The sequence below is a fragment of the Aquimarina litoralis genome (genome assembly GCF_019295435.1).
Lineage (GTDB): Bacteria > Bacteroidota > Bacteroidia > Flavobacteriales > Flavobacteriaceae > Aquimarina > Aquimarina litoralis_A.
In genome coordinates this window covers 18,669-40,064 of sequence record NZ_WEKL01000026.1, presented here as the reverse complement: position 1 = coordinate 40,064, position 21,396 = coordinate 18,669, and the positions used below count along the sequence as shown (strand labels likewise).

The 21,396-nt window shown below is 31.9% G+C and carries 19 protein-coding genes; 5 read left to right on the top strand and 14 right to left on the bottom strand.

What is annotated here, in order from left to right:
- Positions 1 to 62: 62 nt before the first annotated feature.
- The 5 genes from GBO31_RS14535 to GBO31_RS14515 all read right to left on the bottom strand — a co-directional run bounded on the left by GBO31_RS14535 (position 63) and on the right by GBO31_RS14515 (position 2,502).
- Positions 63 to 479, bottom strand: coding sequence for a hypothetical protein (locus GBO31_RS14535; RefSeq protein WP_219009087.1), 417 nt, complete (start codon positions 477 to 479; stop codon positions 63 to 65).
- A gap of 39 nt (positions 480 to 518) precedes the next feature.
- Entirely contained in the window at positions 519 to 752 is a 234-nt protein-coding gene (locus tag GBO31_RS14530) for a hypothetical protein (protein WP_219009086.1), read from the bottom strand.
- 32 nt (positions 753 to 784) lie between these two features.
- Complete coding sequence (locus GBO31_RS14525; RefSeq protein WP_219009085.1) at positions 785 to 1,195, bottom strand: DUF3592 domain-containing protein; 411 nt, start codon at positions 1,193 to 1,195, stop codon at positions 785 to 787.
- Between the two features lie 135 nt (positions 1,196 to 1,330).
- Positions 1,331 to 2,131, bottom strand: a complete 801-nt coding sequence (locus tag GBO31_RS14520) for a DNA alkylation repair protein (RefSeq protein WP_219009084.1) — start codon at positions 2,129 to 2,131, stop codon at positions 1,331 to 1,333.
- Positions 2,128 to 2,502 carry a hypothetical protein gene (locus tag GBO31_RS14515; protein WP_219009083.1) on the bottom strand — a complete coding sequence of 125 codons (375 nt, stop codon included), beginning with the start codon at positions 2,500 to 2,502 and terminating at the stop codon, positions 2,128 to 2,130. Before GBO31_RS14515 ends, GBO31_RS14520 begins: the two co-directional genes overlap by 4 nt.
- Positions 2,503 to 2,584: 82 nt before the next feature.
- Between GBO31_RS14515 and GBO31_RS14510 the strand changes: the two genes are divergently transcribed.
- The 3 genes from GBO31_RS14510 (at position 2,585) to GBO31_RS14500 (ending at position 5,903) form a co-directional block, all read left to right on the top strand.
- Positions 2,585 to 4,297: a LytTR family DNA-binding domain-containing protein gene (locus GBO31_RS14510; protein WP_219009082.1), complete on the top strand. Its 1,713-nt coding sequence runs from the start codon at positions 2,585 to 2,587 to the stop codon at positions 4,295 to 4,297.
- 175 nt (positions 4,298 to 4,472) lie between these two features.
- Positions 4,473 to 5,267: a DUF1330 domain-containing protein gene (locus GBO31_RS14505; RefSeq protein WP_219009081.1), complete on the top strand. Its 795-nt coding sequence runs from the start codon at positions 4,473 to 4,475 to the stop codon at positions 5,265 to 5,267.
- A gap of 30 nt (positions 5,268 to 5,297) precedes the next feature.
- Entirely contained in the window at positions 5,298 to 5,903 is a 606-nt protein-coding gene (locus GBO31_RS14500) for a carboxymuconolactone decarboxylase family protein (RefSeq protein ID WP_219009080.1), read from the top strand.
- Between the two features lie 188 nt (positions 5,904 to 6,091).
- On the opposite strand, the gene GBO31_RS14495 is transcribed toward GBO31_RS14500, so the two are convergent.
- The 8 genes from GBO31_RS14495 to GBO31_RS14460 form a co-directional block, all read right to left on the bottom strand.
- Positions 6,092 to 6,934 carry a metallophosphoesterase gene (locus GBO31_RS14495; RefSeq protein WP_219009079.1) on the bottom strand — a complete coding sequence of 281 codons (843 nt, stop codon included), beginning with the start codon at positions 6,932 to 6,934 and terminating at the stop codon, positions 6,092 to 6,094.
- A gap of 129 nt (positions 6,935 to 7,063) precedes the next feature.
- Positions 7,064 to 7,498 carry a nuclear transport factor 2 family protein gene (locus GBO31_RS14490; RefSeq protein WP_219009078.1) on the bottom strand — a complete coding sequence of 145 codons (435 nt, stop codon included), beginning with the start codon at positions 7,496 to 7,498 and terminating at the stop codon, positions 7,064 to 7,066.
- 43 nt (positions 7,499 to 7,541) lie between these two features.
- The gene (locus GBO31_RS14485; protein ID WP_219009077.1) at positions 7,542 to 8,060 is read right to left on the bottom strand and encodes a hypothetical protein; all 519 of its coding nucleotides are present in this window, start codon (positions 8,058 to 8,060) and stop codon (positions 7,542 to 7,544) included.
- A gap of 210 nt (positions 8,061 to 8,270) precedes the next feature.
- Entirely contained in the window at positions 8,271 to 8,705 is a 435-nt protein-coding gene (locus GBO31_RS14480; RefSeq protein WP_219009076.1) for a cupin domain-containing protein, read from the bottom strand.
- 82 nt (positions 8,706 to 8,787) lie between these two features.
- The gene (locus GBO31_RS14475) at positions 8,788 to 9,411 is read right to left on the bottom strand and encodes an O-methyltransferase (RefSeq protein ID WP_219009075.1); all 624 of its coding nucleotides are present in this window, start codon (positions 9,409 to 9,411) and stop codon (positions 8,788 to 8,790) included.
- A 192-nt stretch (positions 9,412 to 9,603) separates the two neighbouring features.
- Entirely contained in the window at positions 9,604 to 11,061 is a 1,458-nt protein-coding gene (locus GBO31_RS27040) for a nuclear transport factor 2 family protein (RefSeq protein WP_246615882.1), read from the bottom strand.
- A 104-nt stretch (positions 11,062 to 11,165) separates the two neighbouring features.
- Complete coding sequence (locus GBO31_RS14465; protein WP_219009074.1) at positions 11,166 to 12,044, bottom strand: helix-turn-helix domain-containing protein; 879 nt, start codon at positions 12,042 to 12,044, stop codon at positions 11,166 to 11,168.
- 18 nt (positions 12,045 to 12,062) lie between these two features.
- Positions 12,063 to 18,167: an alpha-2-macroglobulin family protein gene (locus GBO31_RS14460; protein WP_219009073.1), complete on the bottom strand. Its 6,105-nt coding sequence runs from the start codon at positions 18,165 to 18,167 to the stop codon at positions 12,063 to 12,065.
- 473 nt (positions 18,168 to 18,640) lie between these two features.
- On the opposite strand from GBO31_RS14460, the gene GBO31_RS14455 reads away from it, so the two are divergent.
- Together GBO31_RS14455 and GBO31_RS14450 are read left to right on the top strand one after the other, a co-directional pair.
- On the top strand, positions 18,641 to 19,339 hold the full coding sequence (locus GBO31_RS14455) for a peptidoglycan-binding domain-containing protein (protein ID WP_219009072.1): 699 nt from the start codon (positions 18,641 to 18,643) through the stop codon (positions 19,337 to 19,339).
- 104 nt (positions 19,340 to 19,443) lie between these two features.
- Complete coding sequence (locus tag GBO31_RS14450; protein WP_219009071.1) at positions 19,444 to 20,799, top strand: UDP-N-acetylmuramate--L-alanine ligase; 1,356 nt, start codon at positions 19,444 to 19,446, stop codon at positions 20,797 to 20,799.
- Here the strand turns inward: GBO31_RS14450 and GBO31_RS14445 are convergent.
- Positions 20,796 to 21,395 carry an FMN-binding negative transcriptional regulator gene (locus GBO31_RS14445; RefSeq protein WP_219009070.1) on the bottom strand — a complete coding sequence of 200 codons (600 nt, stop codon included), beginning with the start codon at positions 21,393 to 21,395 and terminating at the stop codon, positions 20,796 to 20,798. The genes GBO31_RS14450 and GBO31_RS14445 overlap by 4 nt on opposite strands.
- Position 21,396: the final 1 nt, after the last annotated feature.

Below are 21,396 nucleotides of genomic sequence, written 5' to 3'. Positions count from 1 at the left end.
ACCGGGAAACCTCACAATAGATAGAGTTGTGAGGTTTTTTTTATCTCTAAAACTAAGCCATTTCATAAGAAAGTCTTCGTGTTTGCTACTATTAATTCTATAATTACTAATACAAGAATCACTAAAATTTCTCCACTAAAATAAAGCAATCCCCAAATAGTGAGATCATTGTAATAAGAAAACAATAAACCAATGGTAATAAAGCAATAGGTAAGGTTAGCAATGGCTATGATTCTAAGTAAAATTCTCCATCTATTAGAATTTATGAAGTAGCAACTCATAGAATATAGAAGAAAACCGAATGCAATTGCTGATAAATAATAAAGTATTTTAATAGGCAAGCCGATTTCGTTATGTAGTAAGGGAAGAATTACTGAAAGACTAAGAAACGTAAGTAATGCTCCAAGGCCATCCACAAAAAATAGCTGTTTAGGATGCTTTTTAAAAAAAGTGATTAATCGTTGTATGTTAATAATCATAGATATATAAAATTACTTCTTTTTGAAGTAAAATCATTGCTATTTCAAGTAATCAGTCGGTTGAATCGATACTAAAATAGTAAAGATGTAAAAGAATAGAATAACAGGTATAGCAATTACAAATAAACCAATAACACCATTAATTTCTATATTATCATGTAAAATTTCCTTGTAAGTTTTTTTCGATTTCCATAATCTTGAGATAAACCATACGATGCTTGCTCCTGGATAGGAGAAGATATAAATGATTAATAACTCAACAATGCTTTCCATGAATTGTACTCTAATAACTTTTTAATAATACATTATCCTCTGGTATATAACAGATATCCACCACCGATGATTAGCAATGGAGAAGCTATCGATAATAATATCAATGTCCATCGATACAATCCCCAGAAGGAAACAATTTTTCTGTTTTTATTATCGGTTGAATAAATGATAGATACATTATCACCTATAGCGTAAGGTGCAGGACTAGAACTTATCTCGCTTTTAAAAGTAAAGATATTTTTAGCTTTGTCATTGTACTCAAATACCGGTTTATAGTTATACCCGTCATCACTTTTTACTTTAATCAGATCGATAACGGTTGCTTGGGTTTTTACACCATTAGTTATTAAGTTTTTGGTAGTATTATAGTTTTTGATTGCGAAATAAATCAGTATTAATGCTATGATTAACATACCAATATATATGGGCTCCATTGTTTTCATTTAGTACGTTGTAGGTTTTACTTATAAGTATACAAACAAGATAAAATGTTACTCATTTATACTTTATTGCACAAAATGATTTCTAATTTTTTAAAGGATTATGAATTGTTTACAGTAATTGAAATGACCTTCGGTTTATTTGTTTATCGTGCGTAATCCTTTTTTTATAATATATGCCGTCTCTTTTGTGGATGATTCTTTCTCCCATTTGTTACAAATAGATTTTACCCAATCTGGTTGAGATTTACTTGCATCATTAAGCCAGTTACCTACCGAATCACGGACATATTTTGATGTGTCTGATTTTAAAGGTTCTAATAAAGGAATACCTTTCTCCGGAGACTTTTGAAAATCTGGTATCTTCTTAGTCCAAACACCTATAGGGCGCAATGATTCTACTGTAAAACGTCTTATATTCTCGTCTTTATCCTTAGTCCACTTTGATAAAATATCAATAGATGAGTCTAAATCCTCAATCATTCTATCTTTACTAGCAAAAATTACTACTTCTCTTACACCAAAATGCTTGTCTGAGACATAAGGTTTCATAGCACTAATTAAATCAGAAATATCGTCATGATGTGTGCTCTCTGCCCAACAAGCCCAACAACGTACTAAATCAGAGGTATGTGCTTTTAATGTGTCAAAAATTGATTTATCTCTAGTAAGTAACCCTAGTGTTTGACCTATCACTTTGGTGTTACTATTGGCTGTGGGTTTCTTTTGAGCATTTACAGCAGTTTCAAAATCAATATACCAAGATTCTTTTCCTAAGTCTTTTAGTACAAGTTTTAAAAGGGCTAATTGATCGGTGGCTAACCATTCCATTAAGTTTCTGGTTTCAATCAAACCTTTATTTAAATATTCAATCACTTCAGAATTAAGGTCTTTTAAACTTCGTGCACCTTTTCTGTTTTTAATATGTTCTGGTATCATAGTTGTTTCTTTTTTCGTGGTTTCGGAATGATTCCTATTAACTCACTATGTTCTTTAATAAGTTGTACTATTTGTTGTGCACGTTCTTCAAAATTAGACTCATCTTCATGAAGCAAAAGCCATTTTTTTATTTTATAGGTTTCTAAATGTCTTAATTCTGGAACAAGATTCTTTAGGGCATCATGATGTTCAATTTTAGTACCTATCCAAATACCATTATCTATTTTGTTTTCTTCTTTTTGCCTCGTAGCTAAGACTATTTTATCACCATAATAAATTGCCAAATTACCAAACATTTTTTTTGTTCTAATTGGTAAAGGACATAGTAAGTCTAATATAAATTCGTGAGGAATCATACTTTCTTTTTTCAAAGCTAAATTGATTTTTGGACTTTACGTTCCCATTCACTACAAAAATTAATTAATTATCTCTATTCTAATTACATTTGTATGAATGACTAAAAGGCTTGCCATATTGCCTCTTCAAACCAGAAGCACGAATATTAAGTTTCTGGTTCCTATTATTCAAGAGGTATTCATATCCAATATCAGTGCTGAAGCTTCATATGTAGTTATCTCTAAAGATTCTGCAAATGTAAGCTCAGAAGCTAGTTCAGATTTAAATATTATAGCGAAGCAACTTAAGGTGAATTCTCTTGTTACTGGAAATCTTATTGAAGATGATGATTTCATTATTGTAAAATTGGAATATCAGAATCTAAAAAAGGGAAAACAAAGAGAGGTAACATTTGAAGTAGATAAAAGTAATTTATTCAAATTAGGAGAGATTTCACTAATGCATCTTAAGAAAATGCTTCGTATTTCTGTAGATGAGGTTACAATTAAAGTCAATTCAAAAATTCAAAATCCTGAGATTCATCAGCTATATGTTTTAGGAAACTATCACTTTAACAGATGGACACAAGGGAATGTAAGTTTGGCGGTTGAGTATTATGAAAAAGTAATTACTGCTGTGCCAGACTTTGCGCCTGCGTATCTAAAATTAGCAAAATGTTTAGTTTTTCAGGCAGGTCGTGGTTATGAACTACCAAAAAGTGTATACCCCAAAGCAAGAGCATGGATTAATAAAGCACTTGAAATCAATCCCAACTCTGGAGAAGCGATTATTGATAAAAATCTCATTGATTTTTTCTATGAATTAGATTGGACTAATATTTATAATAGTATTGAAAAAGGTTTAGAGAATTATGTAGATGCTAGTGAAGCTTATCAGCAATTATCATTTTTTTGGTATGGTTTAAAAGAATATGATGCATCATTAGATGCTTTATATTCGGCACTGGAGTTCGATCCTATATCTACTAGTATTCTTAATATGATAGGTGATGTACAATTAAGTGCAAAGCGCTATGATGATTCCGAAAAAACCTTTCTTTCTATTTTAAAGATGATTCCTAATGATAACTCATCTTTAGAAAATCTTATGTATATAGCAGCATTACAAGGTAATGAACGTAAGGCTATTACCTATTATAATAAATTAAAAAAGGCACTTCCTAGTAAGTTGGAATTTACGCCAAGAATGGGGTATCTCTATGGAAGATTTGGAATGGATAAGGAAGCTGAATTGTATTTAAGATATTTTAAAGACCTAGCCCAAAAGGAACCTAAAAGAGTACTTCATAATTATTTTGCCCAAGTTTATTCTGGTCGTAATGATTGGGAGCAAGTAATGAATCACATTGAGCGCGGTTGGAAAGCAAGAAGTGGTATTTTATTTATAATTACTGATCCACAATTGACTCCACTTTATAAATGGAAGCGATACCAACAATTAGTTTCTGAAATAAAATTACCGAAAGATGTAGAAGATAATAACTACGTCACGTTATATACTGATATTAAAGAAACATTTCGGATTAATCTAAATACATTACTTTTTGTAAAGGCAGAGGATAATTATACCCGACTCTATTTTTTTCAAAATTTTCGACTTGAAGAGAAGTTAATCCGTGCTACTATGAAAACAGTATCGTCACAGTTACCAGAACATTTCTCTCGTATTCACAAATCGTATATCATCAATATGCATCAACCGTTTAAAGTCTTTGGTAATGCCAAGACAAGGTATGTTACACAAAATCATCATGATATAGAAATTCCAGTGAGTCGAAGTTTTAATGTATCTGCTTTTGCAAAATCATAAAATTAGGAAGGCTTATCCCTAATTTTTGTAATATGAATGTATAAGCCTTTCCCATTTACTTCATAAAATAACATTATTTCTGTTTTCCTTTCCTGTTTACTACACAAAAATGGAGAAGGTAAACTATGTGAACATCTTTGCTCTGTAATTATTAATAACTTAAAAATATAGAAAGATGACACGTATTAAATTGTTAACAGTAACATTATTGTTCGCTTCTTTTGCGGCTTTTGCTTCCTGTAAAGAGAACAATAGAAAAACGAAAGTATTTACAGAAAATACTACAGAAACAGTAAAAAATGAAGCAAAAAAAGCAGATATTACTTTCAAAGCAGGTAAGCTTATTGAAGTAGCGTTACTTACTGTAAAACCAAATGGGCAAAAAGCCTTTATGGAAGAGTACTTTCCTAAAGTAATGCCTGTGGCTATACCTTATGGAGCAAGACCTATTGCAAGTTTTGCGGTTACAAAAACCGTTATGGGGAATAAACCCAGCCAAATGGTAGTTTTCTTTGAATGGGAAAGTTTAGAACAAAAACGCGCTTTTGAAAGAAATCCTGAGTATTTAAAACTTAGAAATATTAGAGATAATGCACTTTCTTTTTTAAGTCAAGGTTATTTCCAAGTGGAAAAGGATGTAACGGTAAATGTAGCATCGGATAAAACATATGATTTTGCGGGTATTTTTATCAATCCTGAAAAAGCTAATTTACTACAAGAATACTTTCAAGCAGTTTTACCAACAGCTTCAAAACCAGAATTTGGATACACACCCATTGTAAACTTAAATCCGTATCAAGGGGCAAATGACCAAAATTATCATCCCTCAGTAATTGCATTTGCGGAATGGAAAGGCGGATTAGATTCTCAAGAGCGCTTTGAAAAAACAAGAGTTTTCAAGGATAATGTTGCAAAACGAAGTGCAGGAGCACCTTACATCGATGTTTTTCACATCGTTCCAATACTATAATTAATATTTAAAACAGTAAACAATAGACAAATGGAAACATTAGAAAAGAAAAAAACAGTAAGAGGTTTTAATTTAGAATTACAAGAAACCCCATCAAAAGAAGTACAAGCTGTATATGATTGGTATAATGAAATCTTTCAATTCGTTCCTAATTTAGGGAAGTTATTGAGTAACTCAGATGCAGCATTGTTATCATATACACATATGCAATGGCATCTAGAGAAATTAGGAAACCTAACACCGGAAGAAAACAATATTGTACAATTAACTATCGCTATAGAAAATGAATGTAAGTATTGTACTGCTGGACATACACTTGCAGGTAAGGTTCTTTTTGGTTCAGCTAAGGAAGATCTAGATGCATTGCGGAGTAGAACATTATTAAGTAATACAAAATTTAATGCATTACATGAGTTTACTAAGGCTGTCTACAATACAAATGGTCGTGTGAGTGATACGGTGCTCGAAAACTTTAGAAACGCAGGTTACAACAATGCTCAAGCTTTGGACGTAATTACAAATATTTCGGCTAAAGTATTGTCAAACTTAGCAAATCAATTAGCTATTAATGAAATAGATGAGCCAATTCAACCTTTTGCTGAAGGCCTAGAAGGTTTTTCTTCAGACTATAGATAATAACTCCATAGTATCTTCATACAAAGAATAGCGATTTAAGTACAAACTTGAATCGCTATTTTATTTAGTTCGACTTCACTTTACTTTAATAAATAAAATCCGATCTATCTATACATAAACCAATAAAACCTTAGGATCAATCGTAGTATTACCTTAAATAATTTGTGATTGATCTCAACTTGACATTATTACGCTTGAGTTAATTCAAAAACAGTAATTTCTGGTCGCACGTTAAATCTTACCTGGTATAAATGTCCAATTGCACGATTTATATATAATGTTCTTCCATCATTGAGATCAATTTCTCCTGCAGAATACTTTTTATTTTTAACTGGAAGCAGTGGAGGATTTAGAAAAGGAGGTTTACATTGTCCTCCATGTGTATGTCCTGATAATATCCAGCCTTCATACTCATTCCAAACATCTAGATCACAAACATCGGGATTATGACAAAGTGTAATATTAGCTTCGTCTTTATTTTGTTGAGATAATATTTGTTTTGGATTAAAATTTAGACCCCAATAATCGTCAATTCCAATGATGTTTAATCCATCTGTTTTTTCTGAGTCATTACTTAAAATTTGAATTCCAGCTTGCTCTAATTGTTTGGTAATTTGGTTGGCAACATCTTGTTCAGACCATTCATTTCCATAATCATGATTTCCAAGAACTCCATAAGTGCCTATTTTTCCTCGAACTGTATACTGCAAAACTTCATCTAGTTGTGTAAATTGTTGTTCATTTTCATAACTAACATAATCACCAGTATATACTACAAAATCAGGGTTAAGCTTTTGTGCTTTGATGAAAGAATCAATGATGTATTGATAATCAAATCCATTTCCTATATGAACATCGCTAATTTGTATCAGTGTTTTTCCAATAAGGTGATTAGGTAAATTTTTTACAGGCATTTTTCTTAGAACGAACTCTAACCAAAAAGGCTCTATTTGCCATGTATACAAACCCGTTGCTAAAGAAATTCCTGCAGCTCCTAATATTCCTTTTTTTACAAACTTTCTTCTATTCATCAAGTTTTTACTGATAATTCATTTAAATACCTAGTTCTATTATTAGAGATAACAAATGTATAGGTTTTCCAAAGAATGATTTTAAAGGATTTATAATGGGTTTTAAATGATTGTTCTTAGTTTCTGTTTTTATTTCTTGAATAAATCTTTTGGTTGAATGACATCAACTCTAATGACTTTGTCATTTTTGAAGGTGAAAATTTCAACAATATTTTGACCAGCTTTATCAGATTCATCAAGCCAAACTTTATCATGTAGAATTACTTTATCATCTATCTCAACTAAATGTTGAATTTCGGATGTAACGTTTGGGTGGTTTTTAAAATGGTTAGCTCGATTTGCTTTTAAACTTTCTCTACCATTTACTTTTATTTCGGATTCTACAAACACTTTTACATTTTCGGCAAATTCTGCAACATATTTTTCTGCATTCTTTTCATTTACGGCAGCAATCATAGAAACAATTACCTTACTTTTTTTACCTGCAATTTCATAAGTGGCTTTATTTGTACAGTTCAATAGACTAAATACGAACAGAATGGATAATAACTTGATTTTACTCATGATTTTTGATTTCTTGTTAGAAAAAATGTGTGTTTAGATAAACTTATTGTTTGTTTTTTTGATTCCACTTTTCCCAATTTTTAGATTCTTTTCGCCATAACGGTTTTGCTTGGATATCTAATTGATGTGCTGGATACAATACATACCATGTAGTAGGAGTATATCGATCTGTACCACCGCCAACGATTGTATCTTTAAGATAATTGGTCATGAAACCAGTTGCATACCCATTGGTTCCTGAGATTTTTGTCCAATGATTCTGTGTTCTGAATCGAAGTTTAAGAGAATCATTATCAATTGCAGGAGCTTGACCGACGATGGTATTGATTTGGGCAAAAACCTCTTCTCCTTCGAAAATGGTTAAGAATGCTGCATCAGCAACATGTTCTACTCGATTACTGCCCCAGCCAATTCTAACAGGATACCCTAATCGTACTGCATCGATAAGTTTAGATTTTTCACCAAAAATAACTTGTCCTTTTTCATCGTTCTGAAATACCTTTTGCCAACCTTCATTTGATTTTTGTGGAGAATTGCAGGAGAAGAGTAATAGGAGGAGCATACAGCAAGATATTCGTATAAAGTAACTCATTTGTTGTTTTTATATGATTGTAGCTCATCAAGTTACTTTAATTTTTTGCGCTAAGTTTTAAAATTAACCTAAAGTTTTGCGATAAAAGTTGAGCATCCTAGAGGTAGGATGCTCAAAGTATCATCATTTAAAATAAACTCTTTTAGAGATTATAGATGACATAAAAGAGGAGTAAGGCTTTTATTCTTCGTAGATATCAAATTCGGCAGAAATAGCTTTCATTAACTCAGTATTCTCAAAATCACTATCAGCCATTTTAGATAACTTTTCTAAGTACAGATCAAATTGCCCATTCTTGAAAATGGTAAGCATCTTACCACCTTCTTTGCAGCTAGCTGCATGCCAGATGTTTGGAGGAACTGTAATCGTATCTCCAGTTTTTGCTGTGATCGTTTCATCGTCGAAAATTAACTCTACTTCTCCCTCAAGTATATAAAATACTTCTGTCATAATTTTATGATGATGTCTTGCTAAGTAGAAACCTGGTTTTAAGGTGTCTTCTACAAAACACAATTCACCATTTGTGTTATCTGAAGAAAGTTTGATAAAACAATGATCCTGAGAATAATTGTAATTTTCTCCTTCTCCGTTTCTAATGATTTCCTTTCTTGTCATTTGTGTATGTTTTATTAATGCTGATATCGCATCATATTAAGTTAAACTAAATTTCGAAAATGATGATTACATGATTCTGGATTTAAGATTGAAGAATACTTATTATAAAAACCTTACCACTATTCAGAGGGTTTAATCTATATCTTGGATTTTGACCAATAACATCTAAAAAGTGTTGGGTTTCTTTCATATCGGCATTATCAACGTAAATCATAGTATGGTTATGGAAATTTGGTTCTAGCATTTGGAATAGTGGAAGATATAGATCTTTCCAACCATCCAAAACCAAAAGGTCTATAGAGGTATCATGATTTTTTAATGTTTTCATGGCATCTCCAATTCTAACCTCTATTAAATGGTCTAGTTCGGCTTTTTTAAAAGTTTCGATAGCTTTTTCAGCCTTCGACTCAATCAATTCTGTGGTAATGATTGTGCCATTGGTCTCCATAACACCTAATGCCAAATACAAAGTTGATATTCCGAATGAAGTGCCAAATTCAACTATGTTTTTGTAATTGTTTTTGATAATTAATTCGGTAAGATCTTCTCCTTGTTCCTTAGAAATAGATAGGTACAGATCTTTAAAATCTTCTGGTTGTAATGGACGAAGAACGCCTTTAGAAACAGCCTTTATCATTTTGAAAAAATCACCTCTTGAATCATTAAATAGTTCATTTAATATCAGGTTGGTTTTTTCTTTGCTCATATTCAAATTCATTTTCATTTAATTTTAAAGGATAAAGACTGTTTAAAGGTTGTCTTTAGTAGTTGAGTACATACTAACACATTAAGTTAAAGTTCTAAACTAATTGAGAGTTAGGGGTAAAATGTATTCTGATGTAAACTTAAAATTGGTTTTAAAGATTTACATTATCTATTATGTATTGGAACTATTGATTTAGAATTTTCCATTTTCATTTTTCCACTCGGATTTTGGCGGTATGGTAGTAATTACATCCCAATGTTCAACGATAAGACCATTTTCTAGTCTGAATAAGTCATAAAAGGCTGTTGGATCTCCCTTACCAAATTTACCTTCGCTAACGGCTAGCACGAAATCACCTTCCGCCAAAGTCATATGTACTTTGTTGTATTCCATCACTAACCCGTTCTTAGCAAAGTATTGCATGGCTTCACCAAATCCGTCTAATCCATCCGCTACCACAGAATTATGCTGTAAATATTTTTTAGGATTTATATAAGAAGTTATTTTGTCATTTTGATGATTCAGTAGAACATCATAGATAAAGTTTTTTACGATTGTTTTATTAGCTTCTGTTTTATCTCTATCGCTGATTTCTGCTGTTCCGTCTAATTGTGTTCTACCACTTGGATTCGCTGGAGTAATAGGCGTAAGGTTATCCCAATGTTCTACGATAAGACCATTTTCAAATTTGAAAATATCAAAACCTACTTTTGGCCCAAAAAAGTCATATTCTGTATGGGTGAATACATAGTCACCATCTTCAAAAGCTCTAATTACCTTCGCTTTAAATCCACCTTCGGGAGCATTTTTCATTACTTCACCAAAACCTGCTAGTCCGTCGGCAACATACAGATTGTGCTGAATATATTTTTGTGGATTGATATAAGAAATAGGTGTTTGATCACCAGTATTAAAGCTATTTAATAGCGCGATTACTTTTTCTTTATTACTGATATGAACTGGTAAAGATTCATAACGCCCCATAAACATGCTGGATTGATCCATTTTGGACATGAAGTCTCTAGCGGTTGGATCTGCCATAAAATCATTTATAGAAGCATCAGAAGCTTTTTTAGTAGTCCAATATACCGCTACAGCTTGTTTACCCATTTCATCAATTCCTGTAAGTCTTTGTAAAAAACCTTCTCTTTTTCCAGTAAAATCAGTTTCTACTTTCTGGTTTAGAGTGTCAAAACTATCTAAATCGGTATCTGGTTTAAGATTGAATGTCATCACTTCTACAAACTCGCTTTTATTGGCATCAAAAGTTTTATCCATAGCATAGCGTTCCATTTTCATTGTCGAGCTGTTGATCATTTTAGCATAATCGGCAACGGAAGGATCGCTCATAAATTTATTCATAGAAGCATCTGCATCTGTTAGTTTTTCCCAAAAAACGATAACAACATATTCTCCTTTTTCATTGATTCCACTTTGCCTTTTTATAAAACCAGGTTGTTTACTGGTAAAATTTGCTTCTATTTGTGCATCTCTCTTCTTAAAATCTAAAGGATCTACGGTTCCGTTAATTCCGAAAGTAGTTACTTCCATAATGGTTTTTACTTCTGTTGATGCACCTTTTTTTTCTGAACAATGACTAAATAGAATAGCCATTAGAACTATTACGGTAAGGTTTGTTGTGTGTTTCATGTTACTGTATTTGATCATAATTAAAAGTTATCATCAAAATTAATTTACACACACAAGAATTAGATGGTGAATATGATCCTAAATAGTGTCAAAATCGGAAAATGTTAACGATGTGATTTTCTAAAGGTTTCTGGTGAGGTTCCTACATGTTTTTTAAAGTACTTGAAGAAATTAGCAGGGTCATCAAAACCTGATGTATAAGCAATTTCTTTAATTGCTTCATCAGAACCAATAAGTAATCTTTTAATTTGGATTATAGCAATCTCATCAATAAAAGTTTTGGCAGATTTGTTAAGTATAGTATGAACAATATTATTAATGGTTTTGGTAGAACATCCCATTATATCAGCATAGTACATTACTTTTTTATGCTGAAAACAATGTTCTTCAACTAGTTTTTGAAAGGATAAAAACTCGGCTAAATATTTTTTCTTTTCTGATAGCTGGTCGTTTTTGAATTTAATTCTAGATAGTTTGGTCATCACCATATGCAAAGCACTTCGAGTAATACTTATAGAATATTCATCTTTAATCTTATACTCTAATCGCATTTGCTTGATCAAAGTGGAAAAATCGGAAAACACTTCTGTGCTAGTATCTAATTGAATTTTAGGAAAACTAAGCAGTTCATTGAATAATTGGAATGATTTGATAGCTTCTAACTTACTAAGATGACTGATTACAAATTCTTCTGTAAATATTAATAAATAACCTTTTACATTATTGCTTTTAAAAAACTTTTGGATCTGATCTTTTCTAATTAAGAGTATGGTACCTTTCTCGTATGGGTAGTCCACAAAGTCAACAGTATGATATCCTTCTCCTTCTGTTATAAACAAAATGATATAGAATTTTACTAAGTGGTTTTTGCAGACATCATGATCTAGTTTTCTAGTTAATAGTTCCTCTATTTGAACAATCTCGAAATACGATTTTGGATTTGTTTTATTGTCAAATTTTATATGCTTTATGTCATTTTTCATTTTTGAAAAAAAAACTTACTAATCTACTTGAACTCGAACCCCTTCAGAATGGCTGCTAAACTCAGGCGCATACATACTTTGAATAGTAGTGATACCATTAGAGAAGTTTCCTTTATTATTTACTCGTAAGTCGTACTCAAATACATAGACTCCTTTAGGCAAATAATCAAAGAAGAAATTGGTAGATGCATCTTTCGTACTTTCATAATATCCTAATCCATCCTGATACTTGTACTGTGATAATACATTAATAGGCTCCAATCCAGAAGCGCGCATATCTTTCATATGTACAAATTCCATCGCTCGATCTGATCGTAACTCAATGCGAACTCTTATTAAATCACCAAGTTGTAGTTGTGTCTTTTCAGTAATCTCTGTAATCTCTTCACCGCGATCCGTATTTTTCTTTAAGAATAACTTTTTCTTAAGTTTTAATGGTGTTTCAGCTGAGGTGATTTTATCAAGATTTTCAAAGTACTGCCAATATAAAGCTCCCCAAGCAATTCCTTTTCCTTTTTTGGTAATTTTGGCAGTAGCCATATCTTTTTGGATGTCACCTCCATTCCAGGAAGTTTTAAAATATCCTGTCCCAGCTTCTACTTTTACATCTTCAATTTTACTAGGGTCAATTTTTTGATTTCCGAGTACGATTTCTACCATATCTGTTACTGATAACCAGTCGCTCCCTTGTAATAGTAAAGCGTATACAGCTTCGGTAGTTGCCTTGGTAGTTTTCCACTGATTCGTTTGTTTATTCTTTAACAACCAAACTTTTAGGTTATCTACGATTGCTGTCTTTTTAGGTTCTTGTTCTATTTCAGAAAAGACCTCGATCATCAATGCTTGGGTTTCGATTGGTGCTTGATACCAATACCAGCTACCCACATTGGATTTCCAATACATTCCTAACTCTTCACTAGTTATACTTTTTTCATCTAAGGATCTTATGATTTTAGTAGCGGTAGTAATATCATTATTTCTATGTAAAATCAAAGCCAATAATCCCTGAGCATATAAACCTCTTTTTAACCAGTATTTTTTGGACTGTCCTAAATAATATTCCCAAGCTTCATTAGTGTTATTGTTTCTTTTGATATCCGAAAAGAAACTACGCATATAGAGGTAATGCATTTGAGTATAGCTTAAATGATCATCATTGATATTAATCTTATTGCGCTTGCAATATCTTTTTAGTTCTTCATATTCTTTTACAAATTCTTGATCCAAATAGCGAACTGCTTTTTGCATCATTCCTTTGGTTTTGCCGTCATATTGGTTGACTCCTAACTTTTTGAGATGCCCAAACCCTGAAGCGATATGTTGAGTGATAAATCTGTTTTCTCTACCGCCTTTGAACCAAGGGAAAGCACCAGAACCATATTGCATTTGCTGTAGTTTATTGATAGCGCTTTGCAACTCATTGTTCATTTTATTCAGGTCAAAAAGTAAGGCAATTCGCTTCTTTTGTTCACTTTCACTTTGTGCATCACGAAGCCAAGGTGTTTCTTGAATGATTAATGATTTTAATTCCTGATTCTTTTCTAAATTACTTTCTAAAGCATCCGTATTTTTCCATTGGTTAAACACCTCCTGAATTCTAGGATTAGAATTAGCGATATGACTAGCCAAAGAATTTGCGTAATACCTAGAGAAAGTCTGCTCTGCACATTMATAAGGATATTCCATTAAATAGGGTAGTGCCTGTACTGCATACCAAGCTGGATTAGAAGTCATTTCTAACGTAAGCTTATGATTTTTTAAGGTGCTAGAAGAGTTATCTTTTAATTTGTCTAAAGTAAATGTTTTGGTCTGGTCAGATCGAATCCACATCGGTAGTGTTTCGGTAACTAACATTCGATTAGATAGTACTGGTAATACATTTTGTTCTCCATCTGAGAAATCACCGGCTTTTGCTATTATTTTGTATTGAACGGTTTGTACATTGTCTGGAATTTGTAATTCCCAAGAAATATTGGTGTTGCCAGCTGCTTTCACAGCAAATTCCTGACGTATATTTTTATTTTGTAAGTCAACATCAATTGATTTTCCAGTTAATGCATCAGTAAGTTGTAGTTCTATAATTCCTGTAAGATCTTTAGTAGAAATATTAGATACTTTAGAACTTAGAATGATCTTGTCACCTTCTCGTAAAAATCTTGGTGGATTTGGTAGGATCATCAACTCTTTTTGAGTCACAGTTTCTAATAATTGTGTTCCTGCATTTAACGTTTTAGTATGAGCTAATAGCTGCACTTTCCATTTGGTTAACGCTTCAGGAGTGGTGAAATTGAAACTTATGTTTCCTTCATTATCTGTAGTTAATTGTGGAAAGAAAAATGCTGTTTCCTGCAAGTTTTTTCGAATTTTCACTCCTTCTAATGAAGAGTCATCTTCTATCTTTTTTCCTTGGCTTTTGTCTTCATCTCTACTTAATGAATCGTCTTTGTTCTCTTCTTTAGCGATGCCACCTGCTATAGCAACTTCTTCAAATTCTGCTTCGTCTGCAACCATTTCCATAGAGGCTGCAGGCGCAGGAGCACTTAAGTTAGCCATTCTACTTCTTTTTTGCGATTTAACTAATCTATAGTTATAAGACCTTCCAAAATATAAGCCAAACCAATTTAGCTGATCATAATATTGACTTGAAAAACTGGTTTTCCATGTGGTTTGATCATATATATTGAAATTTCCTTGAGTGAAACTTCTGCCAGCATTTCGTTGTGAATAAGCATAGTACGTAGGTCTATTAATAGGGCTGAAATACCATTGATGAGGCTTAAACTGATCCAATGATGCATCATACATACTAGCTAGCAATTCTGCAGATACTTTATCTCCTTTCGGACCTTTTACAGTAAAACTCCAAGTTTCTTGCTGTCCTGGTTGTAACTTGTCTCTAAACGTTTTGGTCTCAATAGATAATTGTGTAGGTTCATAAGGAACGGGAATAGAAACGGTACCACTTTGGTATCCATTATAATTAGCGAAACTATAGGTGATCGCAAATCCTCCGAGATCTGTTTTGTTAACTGGAATTTTAATGCTTTTACTATCATTAGAAAGTCTAATGATTCTAGTTTCTAATTCTTCTTTGTTTTTTTCAATGTCTAAGGTGACTACAATATCTTCAGAAGCAGAACTTAATTTTAGCAAAACGTTATCACCAATAGTGTAAGAGTTTTTATCAGTTGTGATTTCGAACAATTTATTATCTGCAATGGATTTTTCCGACTGATCAAATACATTGAAGTAGGCAACATCTTTTACTTCTTGCCCAAACTTGTCTTTAGTGTTTAATTCTATAACATATTTACCAGTTTCCCATTTTTTTAGAGAACTAAGTTGGATCTCAGCGATTCCTTTAGAATTTTCTTTTGTTTCCTTTGTATTGTAGTTTTTTTCTAGAACAGCATTGCTTTTTTCCCAGTTTCTAAAATCATCTTCATTGTCATATGCATCATGAGGGAATAACTTTTTGAACGCTTCTTTAGTACTACTTTTGTAATCTGGAGTTTTCCATGGGCGAACTCTTAATGGACATTCTGGAGCTCGTAGTTTGTATATTTTTATGGCTCCGCTATTCTCAACAAGTTCATTATTGAGATTTCTAGTAGTTATGGATAACACATTGTCTTTTTTGGTTTTATCAATTTCAGAACTAATTCCAATAGAGGCAATTAATGAATGATATCCCACATTGACATAAGATGTTGTACTTCTTGTTTCTCCATTTATATCCGTAACATCTGCTATTACTTTATACGTAAAAGTAGGTTGGTTCTCTTTAGAAACACTTTTGTCAGGAAGTGCAACAAATGTTATTTTATAGGTACCTGCGTCATCTGTTTTTGTTTCGCCATGAGTAATTTCTTGTTCTTCTGATCCATAGATCGGAAGCCAATAACACCAACGTGGATATTGTACTTGTCTATAGACACGATATACTACTTTTGCATCCGTAATATTGCTACCAGCATATGCGGTAGCAGTTCCCATTAATTGTATTTCATCATTTACTTTATAAGTATCTGTGATAGGATTAAATTTTGTTTCAAATTTTGGTCTTTTGTATTCCTCAACAGTGATGTAAACACTATTGTAATTATCTGTTTGAATGGTGTAATTACCTGTTAGTCCAGAAGAAGGTAAAATGAACTCACCTGCAAATGATCCATATTCATTCGTAGTGAAATTAAGAAGTTTTACTTCCTGACCATTCATATCGATAAGTTTAGCAAATGTTGCTCTTTTTGGAACTACTTTATGATTTTCATTTCCATTTGCAGACATCATGATTCCCTTAAAATACACCGTTTGTCCAGGTCTATAGATACTTCTATCGGTAAAGAGAAATGTAGTATATCTAGTACTATTATCTGGTTCTGAATTGCCTCCATATTGATTTAGATATAATCCGTTAAAGTAAGCAGTATCATTTCCTTTAGTAACTTTGGCTAATACATTATAATAATATCCTTCTTGCGAAAAAGAAGCTTCCCCTTTGTCATTTGTAGTAAGTGTCTTATTTAACTTGTTGTTTCTTCTATCAGAAGTAAGTCTGATAGAAGCTTTAGGAATAGGAATTCCATTATTTCTGTCAATTATCTGAAACTTTGTCGTTTTATTGGTTTTATTCTCAACAAGGGTTAGGTTTGTTACCTGTAGATTACCAAAAGAGAACGTRTGATTAATACTAAGATCTTTAGAAGTCGATCCTACAATAATATAAGATCCTTGAGATAAGGTTGGAACGGTAACTTCTATACCATGATTTTGATAGTCTTTTTCATCGATAAGTTTTGCTTCCCAAGAACTAGCAACAGATAGTTTGTTTAAAAAAGCTATTTGTTTTTCGAGCTCATATAATTTTTGATAGGACTTTAATTGACTCTGAGTAATTTTAAGTGCTTTAAAATAGATCAGATTCATGTTTTTGTAATTTACCAAAAGCCTAGATGAAGTATTAATTGGCACATAAGTTTCTAGTTTAATACTGTTAATATTTGGATGTAGTATTTGCTCTTTTAGATATGCGCAATTGGTTGCACCTCTAGATTTCGGATATTTAGAAATAGCTTCATCACAGATTTTCAAGGCTTTTTGTAGTGTCCATCTATGTGTTTCGTTCTCCTTTGGAATGTACGTTGTCGCTTGCGTTTTATATAGGTTTGCTATTTCATAATCGTAAAGAGTAGATGCAGCAGAATTTCCGTACGTTTCTTTTTCAGCAAGTAGTGTTTCTAAAAAGAGTTCTTGTTTATTGTTAAAAATAGCATTTTCATAAATGAATTTTAAACGTTCAATATTTACTTCGATCAATGCGTCCGGTTGTTGATCTCTTTTATGGAAATTAATTAGGGTTTGATAAATCTTTAAAGCATGAAATTGTAATGATAAAGAATCTTTTGTTTTAAGTTGAAGTAAAGAAAATTGTTGATGGTTACCGAGATAATTAGGTAAATCAATCTCAAAAGCGTATGCAGGTCTTGTAATACTAGTTTCTGAAGTTTTATAAAAAGCTAACGCATTATGAGATAAGAAATCAAAAAGAGTAGGTCTGTACTTTTTAGAATCATATTCTTCATCAAGGATGTCATTAAATTTTGCTAAATCTGTTTGTTGCGCTAATAAACCATTATCTAATGATTTTTGATAGTAGAAATGAATTTCGGCAAACAAGGTTTCTAAATCCCAAGTTCTAAAATCTTCTTTATCTACTTTTTCTGCAGTTTTTGTACGATTGTAAAATTGCCACCTATGTTCTTGGAAATATTGCCAATAAAGATTTGCCAAGATACTCTCTAAAATATTTTTACTTGGAAACTTACTGTTTGATATTTCGTTTTTAAATTCATTGATTATTGTAAGTTGTGCATTTTCTTCTAAAACCAAAAGATATTTAGCTTTATAGATTAAAGCTTTTGTAATTTGATTGGTATTATCAGCTTTTCTTGCCTTTGTATAGATAGCTTCTACAATTTCTAATGCGGATTTAGGAAGTCCTTCTCTATCAAAGTCTTCTACTTTTTTCCAATCATCTTGATAATTATAATTGTTCTGAGCCATCGTATAATTTAGGTTTATAATAAAGAGTACGAAAACAAGAATGATTCGCTTTTTCATCTGTTTGATTTTTTGTGTTTGTTAAAACGATAATACAAGTCTCATACCATTTAATTTTGAGTACAAAAACTTGCTGAAAGTAAATAACTTTATAAAGCTACATAATTGCAACGATAAATTAGGGAAAAGCTTATTCTGATTAGTGTACTATTTTATTCATTGAGTTTAAAATCAAATAATAAAGTTTGTTTCGAAAGTAAAATGAAATGTAAGCTTACATAATTTTTAAATTCTTTTGTTTGGGTTTCGGAAAATTGCTGTCTATTGAAAAGATTATAAGACGAGTTCCCTCAAAATGCTGGAAGTCAATTCTGTAATTTCCGAATTTATGAGTATCTTTAGATAGATGATGCAGCGATTTTTTCCCTAAAATCTTTAAAATTACTATTTAGTTTACATAAAACTGTCGATGGTAAAGACTTACTACTACGGATACTAATTTATTTCAATTACTATAAACCAAATTTTCAATTATGAAGGGCATTATTATTTTTCTATTAGTTATTATTACTTTAATAATGGGATATAATCAATATAATAAGTATCAAAGATTTCATCCTAAAACGGTCAATTATGTATCTAAAGACACTGTAGATAATTCTTATCATGATCCTAAAGTTGTAATGAATTATTACGAAGCAATCGAAATGCTTAATGGGTATGTAATATCTCAATGGTCTACGAATCGTATTGATGTTAGAAATCCAAAAAAAGATAATTCGACAACACGTTATGCGGTTAATGAATATCAAAAGAAATTAGGTAAAGTAAAATATTATGAGGCAATATTGATGCAGTCTACCGTTTATAAATCAAAGGGATTATCTAATGATGATATAAAATTATTAGAACAGAATCAGTTATCACAAGAAGAGATAGCGGAGAATATGCAAAAAGAAGAGTTTTACGATCTTTTCCAAAAAGTAGTTTTACAAAAAACATTAAAAACTGGTGATCGAGGACCTTGGGTATATGAAATGCAAAAGTACCTTACGACAAATGGATATACGATAGCTGTTGATGGGAATTTTAGGATAGAAACAGAAACTGCTCTAAAGGATTTTGAGTTTAAAAATCAATTGTACCCAGATGGTATATTAGATGCTTTAACACTTCGTGAACTTTTAAAATTACCAAAGGAAACCACAAAGCCTTTGTTGGCTACACAATAACAATTACAAAAAGAAAGCCTAATTACCATACTTATTTTAAGTTTACTTTCGTTATTAATTAAAAGTAGATTGTATCTTTACTTTTTAGAATTAAGTATAAAAATATGCGCGTACATTTTATTGCAATAGGAGGTAGTGCTATGCACAATCTAGCTATGGCATTGCATCAAAAAAAATATGAGGTAACTGGAAGTGATGATGTGATTTTTGAACCATCAAAATCTAGATTAGACAGATATGGTTTACTTCCAAAAAGTTTTGGTTGGTTTCCAGAAAGAATTACTGAAGAAATTGATGCTATTATTTTAGGAATGCACGCTAAAGAAGATAATCCAGAATTGTTGAAGGCTCAGGAATTAGGATTGAAAATTTATTCCTATCCGGAGTTCTTATACGAACAATCAAAAAATAAAACTCGTGTGGTTATCGGAGGTTCTCATGGTAAAACTACAATTACCTCTATGATTTTGCATGTGTTGCATTATCATGAAAAAGAAGTGGATTATATGGTTGGTGCTCAATTAGAAGGTTTTGATACTATGGTTCATCTTACGGAGGATAATGATTTTATTGTTTTAGAAGGAGATGAGTATTTATCCTCTCCAATTGATAGAAGACCAAAATTTCATTTGTACCAACCTAATATAGCATTGTTGAGCGGAATTGCATGGGATCATATCAATGTGTTTCCTACATTTGATAATTATGTAGAGCAGTTCCAAATTTTTGTAGATGGAATTGTTCGTGGAGGTAGTATTAATTACAACTCAGAAGATCCAGAAGTGGTTAAGGTTGTGGAAAATTCTGAAAATCAAATCAGAAAAATACCCTATACAACTCCAGAATATAGGGTAGAAGATGGAGAAACTTTATTAAACACACCTGAAGGTGAAATGCCAATTGAAGTTTTTGGAGCGCATAATCTAAGTAATCTTGCTGGTGCGAAATGGATTTGTCAGCATATGGGAATTGATGAGGATGAATTCTATGAAGCAATCGCATCGTTTACAGGAGCTTCTAAGAGATTAGAAAAAATAGCCGAAAGTAATTCGGCAGTTGCTTATAAAGATTTTGCACACAGTCCTTCTAAAGTTAGTGCTACAACCAAAGCGGTTAAAGAGCAATATGCTGATAGACAATTGGTAGCTTGTTTAGAACTACACACATATAGTAGTTTAAACGCTGAATTTTTAAAAGAGTATGAAGGAGCTTTAGATGCTGCGGATCAGGCTGTTGTTTTTTATTCTCCTCATGCGGTGAAGATAAAACAGTTAGAAGAAGTGTCTGAAGAACAAATAGCTACTGCATTTAATAGAGATGACTTAATCATTTATACAAATCCAGAAGAGTTTAAAACATATTTACATCAAAAAAACTTTGCGAATTCAGCACTATTACTTATGAGTAGTGGTAACTATGGCGGATTGGATTTTGATGAAGTGAAAGAGTTGATAGCCTAAAAATGACGTTCAAATAATCCATTTACGAAATCGGCAACGTTTTTTTGATTATTCCTGATAAGCTCCTGTTTAGCATTCTCTATATCATCGGGTATCTTGTCTTGACTTAATTTGAATTTACCTTCCCAATGTTCTACTTCAATTTCAAAACAATGTATATAGGGAACTAAACGATCCATTCTTGGGTCATCCACCGATAATCTAAAACCATGATCGACGTTTTCTAAAAAATCGGTCATATCTACCATGGATTTTTTAATTATATCGGGATCTGTTATTTCTTTTACGATTCCTTTTGCATGTGAAATTATATAATTCCAAGTTGGTAATTGTTTGGTAGTATAAATAGTTGGTGAGATATAAGTCTGTGGTCCTTGAAAAACAGCTGTGATAGGATAGTTGTTTTTTAATAACTTAACATGCGGATTGTTTGCATCTATATGACCTATAAGTTTCTCCTCTTTTAGAATTAAAGGAGCATGTGTGATAAAAGGAATATTGTTATCTGCAGATACTAAAACGGCAAAAGGGTAAGCTTCTGCCACGCTTTTAATATTTTCTGCATTATAGTCCTGGTGATGTTTTGGTGGATACACA